Below are 12,232 nucleotides of genomic sequence, written 5' to 3' on the forward strand. Positions count from 1 at the left end.
TGATCAAGAGGTTTGCGTCACCGGCGGGCCGGATTCTGACGCAAACCTCTTGATCGACGCGGGGGGAGGGAGGGGGTTAGGGGGGGGGTCAGGGGGTGATGTTGCGGTGCTTGCTGCGTAGGCGGAACGGCATCAGGGCGCTCTCGACCTTGGTCGCGGTGGTCATCTTGGAGACGCCGTCACGCCGCTCCTCGAAGCGGATCGGGACCTCCAGGATGGTGTGCCCCAGCTTGGTGGCCAGGTAGTGCATCTCCACCTGGAAGCTGTAGCCGTTGGACTGCACCCGGTGCAGGCCGATGTCCTTCAGCGCGTCGGCCCGCCAGATCTTGAAGCCGGCGGTCAGGTCGCGGATGCGCACCCGCAGCAGCGTGTGCACGTAGAGGTTCGCCCAGCCGCTGAGCGCGCGGCGGTACAGCGGCCAGTTCTCGTCCAGCTCGCCGCCCGGCACGTACCGGGAACCGATCACCACGCCCGCCTGGGTGGAGAGCAGCGCGCCCAGCATCCCGGGCAGCGCCTCCGGCGGGTGCGACAGGTCGGCGTCCATCTGCGCCACGAACTCGGCCCCGCCCTCGAGCGCCCGGGTCATCCCGTCGACGTACGCCCGACCCAGGCCCTCCTTGCCGGCCCGGTGCATCACCTCGATCCGCTCCGGGTACTCGATGGCCAGCTTGTCGGCCACCTCGCCGGTGCCATCGGGGGAGTTGTCGTCGGCGACGAGGATGCGCAGCCCCGGCAGCGGCAGCGCGAGCAGCCGCTCGACCAGCGCCGGCAGGTTGCCCGCCTCGTTGTAGGTGGGCACGACGACTGTCAGGTGTACGTCTCGCCACGGCGACGGCAGCTGGACGGGCTCGATCATGTCGGACATCCTCGGTTTGCGGACACGGCTACCCCAGAGGGTAGCCAGTTGCCCGACCCGGATTGAAAAGGCTCCCCGTGGGTCCGGCCCCCCGCAGGTGGCGGCGCGCTCAGCGCGGGCGGCGGCGCACCACCGTCCGCGTCACTGCGGGCCCCTCTGCCGGGTGGCGATGTCGGAGAGCCGGGCCAGCGTCTCCCGGTTGCGCAGGTGCAGCACGAGGTCGTTGGCCTTGTTCCGGACCCAGCGCAGCGGACCGGCCGCGAAGTCCTCACCGAGCCGGACGCGGGTGGCGCTCCCGTCGACCGGTTCCAGGGTGAACGCGACGATCGCCTCCCCGGCCGGCCACAGCCCGGCGCGCAGCACCAGCCGGTGCGGCGGCTCGCACACCAGCACCGTCGAGGCGTCCTGCAACGAGAACGGCCACGGGCCGGCCCGGTGGTGCAGTTGGCTGCCCACCCGGGGCCACGCGTCGTCCACGTCGCGCACGTGCGCCGTACCGACCACCCAGTCGCTGTACGTCCACCCGTCGGCCAGCACGTCGAACACCTGCTGCGGGGGAGCGTCGATCACTTTCTCCACTATCGCCACTGGACTCCCATACCCCTGCGGTGACGGAGGCTAACGAGCCGGCGGGTTAGCTTCTTCCGGGCGGCGGGTAAGGCCGACCGGGGCACCGCCGGTGGCGTTGGCCCACGGCGCCGACGACGACGTTTACTCCTTCGGGCGCCGGGAACCCGCCGGCTGTGCGACAGGACCAGGAGGATCCGTATCAGCGCAGGTCAGCCCGGGTGTACGCCGGTGCTGGCCGGGTTGGTCGCGGGCCTGCCGCACCGCACGGTGGCGTCCTGTACGACGCGGTGCTGCTCGACCGCGACGGCACCCTGATCGAGGACGTGCCGTACAACGGCGACCCGGAGAAGGTACGCCCGCTGCCGGGCGTCCGCGCGGCGCTGGACCGACTGCGGGCCGCCGGTCTGCGCCTCGCGGTGGTGACCAACCAGTCCGGCCTGGCCCGGGGCTACTTCGACGAGGCGCAGATGTGGGCGGTACACGCCCGCGTCGAGGAGCTGCTGGGCGGCTTCGACGCCTGGCTGGTCTGCCCGCACGACGACGCCGACGGCTGCGACTGCCGCAAGCCGTCGCCCGGCCTGGTGCACGCCGCCGCCCGGCAGTTGGGCACGAGCGCGTCGCGCTGCGTGCTGGTGGGCGACATCGGCCGTGACGTGGGCGCGGCGCTGGCCGCCGGAGCGGCCGGGGTGCTGGTGCCGACGCCGGTGACCCGCCCGGAGGAGATCGCCGCCGCCGGCTGGGTGGCGCCGGACCTGCCGTCCGCGGTCGACGAGATCCTGCGCCGCCAGCGGGCCGTGCAGCCCGCGCGAACCGCCGACGCAGTGGGCACCGCGCTGGTGGTGCGCTCGGACTCGGCCGGGGACGTGCTCGTCACCGGGCCGGCGATCCGGGCCGTCGCGGCCGGCGCGCGACGGGTGGTGCTGCTCTGCGGACCACGTGGGCGTGCCGCCGCCGAGCTGCTGCCCGGCGTCGACGAGATCATCGAGCACCCACTGCCGTGGATCGACCCCGCGCCGACGCCCGTCGACCCGGACGACATGCGACGCCTGACCGCCCGGCTCGCCGCCGTCGGCGCGGACGAGGCGGTGGTGTTCACCTCGTTCCACCAGTCGGCCCTGCCGCTGGCGTTGCTGCTGCGGATGGCCGGGATCACCCGGATCGCCGCGATCAGCGACGACTACCCGGGCGCGCTGGTGGACATCCGCCACCGGGTGCCGGCGGGTGTCCCCGAACCCGAGCGGGCGCTCTCCCTCGCCGCCGCGGCCGGTCACCGGTTGCCGGCCGGCGACGAACCCGTGCTGCGGCTCCGCGACGACGCCGTGGCGTCCCGCCCGGCCGCTGTCGGTGACCCCGGCTACGTGGTGCTGCACCCGGGCTCGGCCGCGTCGAGCCGGGCCTGCCCGACCGAGCTGGCCGCCCGCATCGCCGGGGCGCTCCGCGCGGCCGGGCATCGTGTGCTGGTCACCGGCGGGCCCGACGAGCGGACGGTGACCGCCCGGGTCGCGGCGGCGGGCGGCACCGACCTGGGCGGTACGACCGACCTGGCCGGACTGGCCGCGCTCGTCGCCGACGCCGCCGCCGTGGTGGTCGGCAACACCGGGCCCGCGCACCTGGCCGCTGCCGCCGGCGTACCGGTGGTGAGCCTGTTCGCGCCGACCGTCCCCTTCGGGCAGTGGGGTCCCTACCGGGTGCCCACCGTCCGGCTCGGCAACGCGAGCGCGCCCTGCCGTGACACCCGGGCGGCGGCCTGCCCGGTCCCCGGCCACCCGTGCCTGAGCGGCGTCGACCCGGCCGAGGTGGTCGAGGCGGTACGGACCCTGACCGCCAGCGGTGGTGGCGTCCGATGAACATCCTGCTCTGGCACGTGCACGGCTCCTGGACGACGTCCTTCGTGCACGGCAGTCACCGCTACCTGATCCCCACCACGCCCGACCGGGGTCCGTACGGCCTCGGCCGGGCGCGGACGTATCCGTGGCCGGACAGCGCCGTCGAGGTGGCCCCCGACGACCTGCCGGACGCCGACGTCGACGTGGTCGTTCTGCAACGCCCCGAGGAGATCGACCTGGCCGAGCAGTGGCTGGGCCGGCGTCCGGGTCGCGACCTGCCCGCCATCTACGTGGAGCACAACACGCCCAAGGGCGACGTCCCCAACACCCGGCACCCGATGGCCGACCGTGACGACCTGCTCGTCGCCCACGTCACCGGGTTCAACCAGATCTTCTGGGACACCGGCGCGACCCGCACCGGCGTCGTCGACCACGGCATCGTCGCGCCGGCCGTGTCGTACACGGGCGAACTCGACCGGCTCGCCGTCGTGATCAACGAGCCGGTGCGGCGGGGACGGGTCACCGGCACCGACCTGCTGCCGCAGTTCGCCGAGATCGCGCCCCTGGACGTGTTCGGCATGGGCGTCGCGGGCCTCGCCGACCACCTCGGACTGCCCGCCGACCGGCTCACCAGCCACGACGACGTCCCGCAGGACCGGATGCACGCCGAACTGGCCCGCCGGCGGGCGTACCTGCACCTGTGCCGCTGGACCAGCCTGGGGCTCAGCCTCATCGAGGCGATGGCGATCGGCATGCCGGTCGTCGCGCTCGCCACCACCGAGGCGGTCACCGCCGTGCCCCCGGAGGCGGGGGCCCTCGCCACCCGGATGGACGTCCTGCTCGACGCCGCCCGCCGGTTCATCGCCGAGCCGGCGGCCGCACGCCAGGCCGGCGTGGCGGCCCAGGCCGCCGCGCGCGACAGGTACGGCCTCGACCGTTTCCTCGCTGACTGGGACCGGCTGCTGGAGGAGGAAGTATGCGGATCGCGATGATCTCGGAGCACGCCAGCCCGCTCGCCATCCTCGGAGGGGAGGACGCCGGCGGCCAGAACACGCACGTGGCCGAGTTGTCCGCCGCGCTCGTCGCCGCCGGGCACGACGTACGGGTCTACACCCGCCGCGACGCCCTCGACCTGCCGGTGACCGTCCGCGCCCCGGACGGGTACGACGTGGTGCACGTGCCCGCCGGCCCGGCCGAGCCGCTCGCGAAGGACGCGCTGCTGCCGCACATGCGCGAGTTCAGCCGGTGGCTCGTCGAGCGGTGGCGGGGCGGGGACTGGACACCCGAGGTGATCCACGCGCACTTCTGGATGAGCGGCCTCGCCGCGTTGACCGCCGGCCGGCAGGCCGGCGTGCCGGTGGTGCAGACGTACCACGCGCTGGGCACGGTCAAGCGCCGCCACCAGGGCGTGCAGGACACCAGCCCGGCCCGGCGCATCGCCTACGAGCGGGAGCTGGGCCGCTCGGTGGACCGGGTGGTCGCCCAGTGCCGCGACGAGGTCGGCGAGCTGGTCCGGATGGGGGTGCCCCGGAACCGCATGGTGGTCGTGCCCTCCGGCGTCAACCTCGCCTCGTTCGCCCCGCTCGGGCCGGCCGCCGACCGGGAGCCGGGCCGCGCCCGCATCCTCACCGTGGGCCGGCTGGTCGAGCGCAAGGGCTTCCAGACGGTCGTCCGCGCGATGGCGCTGGTGCCCGACGCGGAGTGCGTCGTGGTGGGCGGGCCGCCCGAGGGGCTGCTGGAGACCGACCCGTACGCCCGGCGGCTGCGGGCCCTCGCCGAGTCGTGCGGGGTCGCCGACCGGGTGCACCTGGTCGGCGCGGTGCCCCGCGAGGAGATGGGCCGCTGGTACCGCTCGGCGGACCTGCTGGTCGCCGCCCCCTGGTACGAGCCGTTCGGCCTGACCCCGCTGGAGGCGATGGCGTGCGGCGTGCCGGTCGTCGGCACCGCCGTGGGCGGCATCCGCGACACCGTCGTCGACGGTACGACCGGTGACCTCGTGCCGGCCCGCGACCCCAACGCCCTCGCCGCCGCGATCCGGGGACTGCTCGACGACCGGATCCGCCGCTTCCGGTACGCCACGGCGGCCCGCGAGCGGGCCCGGTCGCGCTACTCGTGGGAGGCCACCGCCGAACGCCTCGCCGAGGTCTACAACGAGGTCGCCGCCGTACGCCGGCCGACCCGGGTGGTGGCCTGATGCCGGCGGTCAGCCCGCTCGAGGAGCACCTGACCAACCTCGCCGCCGCACTGGACCCGTACCGCCGGTGTGAACCGCAGTTGGCGCGCTGGGGCGCGCATCTGGCGCACCGGCTGGCCGGCGGCGGACGACTGCTCGTCGCCGGCAACGGCGGCAGCGCCGCCGAGGCCCAGCACCTCACCGCCGAGCTGGTGGGCAAGCTGCGGGACGACCGCCAGCCCCTGTCGGCGATCGCCCTGCACGCCGAGACCAGCGCGGTGACCGCCATCGCCAACGACTACGGCTATGCCGACGTCTACGCCCGTCAGGTCCGCGCCCACGGCCGACCCGGCGACGTGCTGCTGCTGCTCAGCACCAGCGGCGTCAGCGGCAACCTGCTCAGCGCCGCGCACGCGGCGCGCGACGCCGGGCTCACCTCCTGGGCGCTCACCGGACCCGCGCCCAATCCCCTCGCGGACGCCTGCGACGAGGCGCTCGCCGTGTCGTCGGCCGACACCCAGGTCGTCCAGGAGCTGCATCTCGTCACCAGTCACCTGATCTGCGAGTACCTCGAGAAGGAACTGCCCGCGGCGCTGGCCGCCGTGGAGCCCGCGACGACCGGTCGGCTCGCGTCCGAGCCGGTACGCACCGGGGTCGAGGTCGTGCTCGACGGCCCGACCGCACAGCAGATCGACGCGTGAGCATGAGGAGGTAGGCGTGAGGGGACCCGTGGTGGTCGTCGGGGACACCCTGCTCGACCGGGACGTGGAAGGGGTGGTGAACCGCCTCTGCCCGGACTCCCCGGTGCCGGTGCTCGACGAGACCTCGGCCGTCGACCGGCCCGGCGGCGCGGGCCTCGCGGCGGTCTTCGCCGCCGCGCAGGGCGCCGACGTGGTGCTGGTCACCGCGCTCGCCGACGACGCCGGGGGCGCGCGGCTCAGCGCGCTGCTGGCCGCCGCCGGCGTGCGGGTCTACCCGCTGGCCCTCGCCGGCGCGACGCCGGAGAAGATCCGGCTGCGGGCCCGGGGTCGGGTGCTGCTGCGCCACGACCGGGGCGGCCCCTCCGGTGAGCCGGGCCAGCCCTCCGACGAGGTGCTGCGGGTGCTCGCCGCCGCGTCGGCGGTGCTGGTCAGCGACTACGGCCGGGGCGTCGCCCGCCAGCCCGCGCTGCGCGCCGCGCTGGCCGCCACCCGCGCGCCGGTCGTCTGGGACCCGCACCCGCGCGGGCCGGCCGCGGTACCCGGCGTGCACCTGGCCACGCCGAACGAGTCGGAGGTGCGCGAACTGGTCCCGACACTGCCCGGCGCGTCCCGGATCGCCGCCGCCTCCCAGGGTGCGCAGGGGCTGCGTCGCCGGTGGCGGGCGGGCGCCGTCGCGGTGACGTTGGGCGGGGACGGCGCGTTGCTCTGCCACGCCGGATCGACGCCGCTGGTGGTGCCCACATCGGGCAGCGCCGAGGGCGACACCTGCGGGGCGGGCGACCGCTTCGCCGCCGCCGCGAGCCTCGCGCTGGCCCAGGGCGCGCTCGTCTCCGAGGCGGTGCAGGCGGCCGTCGCCGAGGCCGCCACGTACGTGGCGGGTGGGGAGTGGCCACGGCCCTGCCGCCCCCCACCGACGTGGTGAGCGTGCGCGGCGCCCGCCGGCCCGGCGTCAGCGCCGAGCGGGTGGGTGTCGCGGCCGTCGCCGCGCTCCTTTCCGAGGTGCGCAGCGCGGGCGGCACGGTGGTGGCCACCGGAGGCTGCTTCGACCTGTTGCACGCCGGGCACCTGGCCACCCTGCAGGCCGCCCGGCAGCTCGGCGACTGCCTGATCGTCTGCGTGAACTCCGACGCCAGCGTCGCCGGGTTGAAGGGGCCGCAGCGACCCGTGCTGCCCGAGGGCGACCGCGCCCGGCTGCTGGCCGCTCTGAGCTGCGTCGACGCCGTCCTCATCTTCGACGAGCCGACGCCCGAGGCGGTGCTGTCCTGGGTACGCCCGGACGTCTGGGTCAAGGGCGGCGACTACGCGAGCGGTGTCGGCGACGAGGCCACGCTGCCCGAGGCGGAAGTGCTGCGTCGGTGGGGCGGGAACACGGTGGTGGTGCCGTACCTGGACGGCCGCTCCACCAGCGACCTCATCGCGCGCGCCGCCGCCGGACCGGCCCTCGGCACCGACAGCGGGCCGCCACAGCCGGTCGGCATCGCCGTCCCGGTCGCGACCACAGGGGAGCGGACCCGATGACCGCCACACGACCCGACGCCGGACCCGCCGTCCTGGTCACCGGCGGTTCCAGCGGGCTCGGCGCGGCGGTGGTCGCGGCGGTGGCCGCCGCCGGTGGCCGTCCACTCGTGCTGGACCGGCAGCCGCCGGTCGACGGCGTGGACTGGACCGAGTGCGACCTCGCCGACACCCGCGCCGCCGAGGTGGCCACCCGGCACCTCGCCGAGCAGGCCGGTGGCCTGGACGCCGTGGTGACGGCCGCCGGTGTGGACGTGCCGGGCCGGCTCGCCGACGTGCCGGGGGAGACCTGGGACCGGATCGTCATGGTGGACCTGCTGGCCACGGCCGCGGTGATCCGGGCCGCGCTCCCGTTCCTGCAGACCTCCGCCGGGCGCATCGTCACGGTCGCCTCAACCCTGGGCGTGAAGGCGGTCAGCGACGCCACCGCGTACTGCGCGGCGAAGTTCGGCGTCGTCGGGTTCACCCGTGCGCTGGCCGCCGAGCTGGCCGGTCAGGTCGGTGTCACCCTGCTCATCCCCGGTGGCATGCGCACCGCGTTCTTCGACGAACGCGATCCGCAGTACAGGCCGGGTCCGGACGCCATCCTCAACGACCCCGCCGACACGGCCGCGGCGATCATGTTCGCGCTCCAACAGCCACCCGGCTGCGCGGTGCGGGAGATGGTGGTGTGCGCCGAGCAGGAGACGTCGTACCCGTGATCCTCGTGCTGCGCGCCCTCGGCGTCGGCGACCTGGTCACCGCGGTGCCCGCGCTGCGGGCGCTGCGGGCCGCGTACCCGGATCACGAGCTGGCGCTCGCCGCGCCCGGCGGCCTGGCCCCGCTGGTCGACCTGGTCGGCGGCGTCGACGAGCTGGTGGACACCACCGGGCTGGACGGGCCGCTGCGGCCGGGCCGTGCGCCGGAGATCGCGGTGAACCTGCACGGGCGTGGGCCGCAGTCGCACCGACTGCTGGCCGCCGCCCGTCCCGGGCGGCTCGTCGCCTTCGCCAACGCCGACGCCGGGTTCGGCGACGGTCCGCGCTGGCGCGACGACGAGCACGAGGTGGACCGTTGGTGCCGGCTGCTCTCCTGGTACGACATCCCGGCCGACCGCCGTGACCTGGGCCTGCGCCGGCCCGACCCGGCCGGCCTGCCGGTCGGCGCGACCCTGCTGCATCCGGGCAGCACCGTCCCCGCCAAGCGGTGGCCGGCCGAGCGGTTCGCGGCGTTGGCCCGGACGCTGCGGGAGCGGGGGCACCGCGTGCTGGTCACCGGCTCGGCCGACGAACGAGGGTTGGCCGAGCGGGTGGCCGAGGCGTCCGGTCTGCCGCCGGCCGCCGTGCTGGCGGGCCGGACCGACCTCGGCGCGCTGGCCGCGCTGGTCGCCGACGCGCGGCTGGTGGTCAGCGGGGACACCGGTGTGGCGCACCTGGCGACCGCGTACGGGACCGCCTCGGTGGTGCTCTTCGGGCCGGTGCCCCCGGCGGCGTGGGGGCCGCCGCCGGACCGGCCCCGCCACCGGGCGCTCTGGGCCGGAGAGGGGGATTGGCCCAGGTGGGACGGGGTAGGAACCCACCCGACACTGACGGCTCTGCCGCTGGACGAGGTGCTGGCTGCCGTGAACGAGGTGGAGAGAGCGGTGCGGGTCTCCGGTGCGGTTACGGCGTAGCGACCCGGCTCGGCCCGGCTACGGGCGACGCCGGCGCGGCAAGGGCTGGACCTTCGTCGATCCCAGCGGCGCCGTCGTGCGCGATCCGGCCATCCGGGCGCGGCTGAACGACCTGGTGATCCCGCCGGCCTGGCAGGACGTGTGGATCGCGCCGCACGCGAACGGACACATCCTGGCCACCGGCGTCGACGCGGCCGGACGCAAGCAGTACCTCTACCACCCGGTGTGGCGGGAGAAGCAGGACGCGGCGAAGTTCGACCACATGCTGGAGGTGGCCCGACGGCTGCCGACGTTGCGCGAGCGGGTGGGGCAGGACCTCGTCGGGCGGGGACTGAACCGCGATCGGGTGCTGGCCACCGTGGCCCGCCTGCTCGACATGGGGATGTTCCGGGTCGGCAGTGACCAGTACGCGGCCGGTGACGATCCGACGTTCGGGGTGTCGACCCTGCGCCCGGAGCACGCGCGACGCCGGGGCGACTGCGTGGTCTTCGAGTTCCCCGCCAAGGGCGGTATCGAGCAGGTGCGCCGGATCGAGGACCCACAGCTGTGCGAGGTGCTGGTCAACCTGCGTCGGCGTCGCCGCAGGGCGGACCGGCTGTTCGGCTACTGGGACGGCCTCCAGTGGCGGGACGTGCGCAGCGACGAGGTCAACGGCTACCTGCGCGACGCCAGCGGCGGCGAGATGACCGCCAAGGACTTCCGCACCTGGCACGCCACGGTGCGCGCGGCGGCGGAGTTGGCCGCCGCCGACCCGGCCCGCTCGGTCACCGCCCGGCGCAGGGCGGTGGCCGCGGTGATGCGGGCGGTGGCGGAGCTGCTGGGCAACACCCCGACCGTGGCGCGCACGTCCTACGTGGACCCGAGGGTCGTCGACCTCTACCACGACGGGGTGGTGGTGCCGGTCGACCCGAGCGCCCCCCGCGAGGAGATCGAGCGGGTCGTGTTGGAGCTGCTGGAGAAGGCCTGACCGGCCCCGCCGACGATCCTGGGGGGGAAGCGACGGGGCCGGAGCCTCGGCCGGGGGCGACACCGGGCGGCCGCCCGCCGCGCGCCACGGCGGGCGCCTCGCCACGGCCCCCGTTCGCGGCCAATGCGGGCCCCGGGGTACGCGGGCGCCGCCTCTGCCGCGTCGGTTGTCAGTCTGCCTGGCCCGAGTTGACTCTGGACGCCAGGTCGTTGACGTCCCGTGCCGTAACCGGATCGCCGTCGCGGCACGCCTGCGGGCTCACCCCGTACGCCGCCCGGAACGCCCGGCTGAAGTGGGCCTTGTCGCCGAACCCCCAGCGTGCCGCGATGACCTGCACCGGCTGGGCCCGCAGCGCCGGGTCGGTGAGGTCGCGCCGGCACCGGGCCAGCCGAAGGTCGCGGATGTACGCCGCCACGGTGGTGTTCTCGGCCTCGAACAGGCGGTGCAGCGTCCGCAGCGAGATGTGGTGGGCGTCCGCGATGGTCTGCGGGCCCAGCGTGGCGTCGCCCAGGTGACGGTGGACGTACGCCTGCACCTGGGTGATCAGCGCACGGCGGCGGACCTCGGTCGGCACCGCGTCCTCGGCGACCAGGTTCCGGCCGAGCAGGGTGGTGGCCAGGTCGAGGCCCACCGTGCCGAGCCGGCCGGCGTCGGCGGCGTGGTACTGCTCGGGGTGGCCGGTCACCTGGATCAGGAACTGCGCCAGCAGCGCCCCGAGCCCCTCGCTGCCGGACATCCGCCCGCCGTAGAGCGCGGCCATCCGCTTTGGCGGCAGCGGGAGCGCGGAGTGCGGGATCACCGTCGTGATCGAGGTGGCCCGGGTCCGGCCCGGCTCGCTCGCGTGGTGGCAGACGTCGTGCGGGCGCGAGGCGTCGTAGAAGGTGAACTCGCCGGCCAGGATGTCGCTGCGTCGACCGTCCTGGCTGGACGTGCCGACCCCGCTGGTGGTGAAGGCGAGGATGTACAGCTCCGGGTCCGACTGTCGGATCAGCTTGCGGGTGGCATCGAGTGAGGGGTACTGGTAGCTGACCAGTTGGATCGCGCCGAGGTCGATGAATTCGGCCCGGGCGGCGAAGTCGTCGGCGTACGGGGACTCCATCCGCAACGGCACGGACGTGCGCGCCACCAGGTCCAGCCACATCCCGAACCGCTCGGCGGGCGGCAGGACGGTCGTGTCGATGGTGTTCCTGGCCAGCACCCGCGCCCCCTCACGCCGTCCGGCGGGCGATCAGGGCCTCGACGCCGTCGAGGATCCGGTCGAGGCCGAACGTGAACTCGTCGTCCGGATCATCGTCCTGGTCGAGGACGCCGGCGTCGAGCACCCGGGTCAGCGCGGGGAAGCGGGCCGGGTCGATCAGTCGCGCCAGCATCGCGCCGTACGCCGGCATCATGTCGCCCGGCTCGACACCGGCGGCCCGGCTGCCCTCGGCGATCTGGTTGGTGAGCATCGCCTCGTTGCGCACGTATCCGGTGACCAGCAGAAGGATCGACATCTTCGCGCCCTCCGGCAACGGGGTGCCGTCTAGACAACCCAGCCCGTCCTCCATCCAGCCGAGCTGCTGGGGTGTGACGGGCGGCCCGGCGATCGGAATGTGCAGCAGCCACGGGCGCTGTCGCAGGACGTCGTGTTCGGCCCAGGCCCAGCGGGTCAGGCCGGCACGCCAGTCGTCGTCCGGCGCGGCCGGGCCCGGTGAGGGGCCGTAGCCGGCGTCCACCATGAGCGTCAGCAGGTCGTCCTTCGAGCCGACGTGCCGGTAGAGGGCCATGGTGGCGGCGCCCAGCTCCTTGGCCACCCGGCTCATCGACACGGCGGCCAGCCCGTCGGCGTCGGCGACCCGGATGGCGGCGTCGACGATGCCGGGCACGGTGAGGCCCGGCCGGGGGCCCTTGGGTGGTCGCTCCCGCAGCCCCCAGGCGCTCTCGATGGCCGGCGGAAGCACCGGGCCGCTGTCGTCTTTCGTCTCCGCCACTTT

11 protein-coding genes and 1 pseudogene are annotated in these 12,232 nt (G+C 75.0%); 8 read left to right on the top strand and 4 right to left on the bottom strand.

Going from position 1 to position 12,232, the window contains the following annotated elements:
* Positions 1-88 precede the first annotated feature (88 nt).
* On the bottom strand, positions 89-856 hold the full coding sequence (locus ACQP03_RS12300) for a polyprenol monophosphomannose synthase (protein WP_355053415.1): 768 nt from the start codon (positions 854-856) through the stop codon (positions 89-91).
* Between the two features lie 141 nt (positions 857-997).
* Positions 998-1,444, bottom strand: coding sequence for an SRPBCC family protein (locus tag ACQP03_RS12305; RefSeq protein WP_357119722.1), 447 nt, complete (start codon positions 1,442-1,444; stop codon positions 998-1,000).
* Positions 1,445-1,599: 155 nt separating this feature from the next.
* On the opposite strand from ACQP03_RS12305, the gene ACQP03_RS12310 reads away from it, so the two are divergent.
* The 8 genes and pseudogenes from ACQP03_RS12310 (at position 1,600) to ACQP03_RS12345 (ending at position 10,259) form a co-directional block, all read left to right on the top strand.
* Complete coding sequence (locus tag ACQP03_RS12310; protein ID WP_433460902.1) at positions 1,600-3,273, top strand: HAD-IIIA family hydrolase; 1,674 nt, start codon at positions 1,600-1,602, stop codon at positions 3,271-3,273.
* The gene (locus ACQP03_RS12315; protein WP_357119716.1) at positions 3,270-4,244 is read left to right on the top strand and encodes a glycosyltransferase; all 975 of its coding nucleotides are present in this window, start codon (positions 3,270-3,272) and stop codon (positions 4,242-4,244) included. Before ACQP03_RS12310 ends, ACQP03_RS12315 begins: the two co-directional genes overlap by 4 nt.
* Entirely contained in the window at positions 4,229-5,446 is a 1,218-nt protein-coding gene (locus tag ACQP03_RS12320; protein ID WP_357119713.1) for a glycosyltransferase, read from the top strand. The genes ACQP03_RS12315 and ACQP03_RS12320 overlap by 16 nt, the downstream gene beginning before the upstream one ends.
* Positions 5,443-6,126 (top strand): D-sedoheptulose-7-phosphate isomerase, encoded by a 684-nt coding sequence (locus ACQP03_RS12325; protein WP_357392893.1) that lies wholly within the window; start codon positions 5,443-5,445, stop codon positions 6,124-6,126. The genes ACQP03_RS12320 and ACQP03_RS12325 overlap by 4 nt, the downstream gene beginning before the upstream one ends.
* 16 nt (positions 6,127-6,142) lie before the next feature.
* Positions 6,143-7,644: pseudogene (locus ACQP03_RS12330) on the top strand (PfkB family carbohydrate kinase).
* Positions 7,641-8,342, top strand: coding sequence for an SDR family oxidoreductase (locus ACQP03_RS12335; RefSeq protein ID WP_357119707.1), 702 nt, complete (start codon positions 7,641-7,643; stop codon positions 8,340-8,342). Before ACQP03_RS12330 ends, ACQP03_RS12335 begins: the two are co-directional and overlap by 4 nt.
* Positions 8,339-9,292: a glycosyltransferase family 9 protein gene (locus tag ACQP03_RS12340; protein ID WP_433461157.1), complete on the top strand. Its 954-nt coding sequence runs from the start codon at positions 8,339-8,341 to the stop codon at positions 9,290-9,292. Before ACQP03_RS12335 ends, ACQP03_RS12340 begins: the two co-directional genes overlap by 4 nt.
* On the top strand, positions 9,276-10,259 hold the full coding sequence (locus ACQP03_RS12345; protein ID WP_357119704.1) for a DNA topoisomerase IB: 984 nt from the start codon (positions 9,276-9,278) through the stop codon (positions 10,257-10,259). Before ACQP03_RS12340 ends, ACQP03_RS12345 begins: the two co-directional genes overlap by 17 nt.
* 169 nt (positions 10,260-10,428) lie before the next feature.
* On the opposite strand, the gene ACQP03_RS12350 is transcribed toward ACQP03_RS12345, so the two are convergent.
* Positions 10,429-11,457: a helix-turn-helix domain-containing protein gene (locus tag ACQP03_RS12350; RefSeq protein ID WP_357119701.1), complete on the bottom strand. Its 1,029-nt coding sequence runs from the start codon at positions 11,455-11,457 to the stop codon at positions 10,429-10,431.
* 10 nt (positions 11,458-11,467) lie between these two features.
* Positions 11,468-12,229, bottom strand: coding sequence for a TetR/AcrR family transcriptional regulator (locus ACQP03_RS12355; RefSeq protein ID WP_433460903.1), 762 nt, complete (start codon positions 12,227-12,229; stop codon positions 11,468-11,470).
* Positions 12,230-12,232 lie beyond the last annotated feature (3 nt).

The sequence above is a fragment of the Micromonospora sp. CA-248212 genome, from assembly GCF_050948405.1.
GTDB lineage: Bacteria > Actinomycetota > Actinomycetes > Mycobacteriales > Micromonosporaceae > Micromonospora.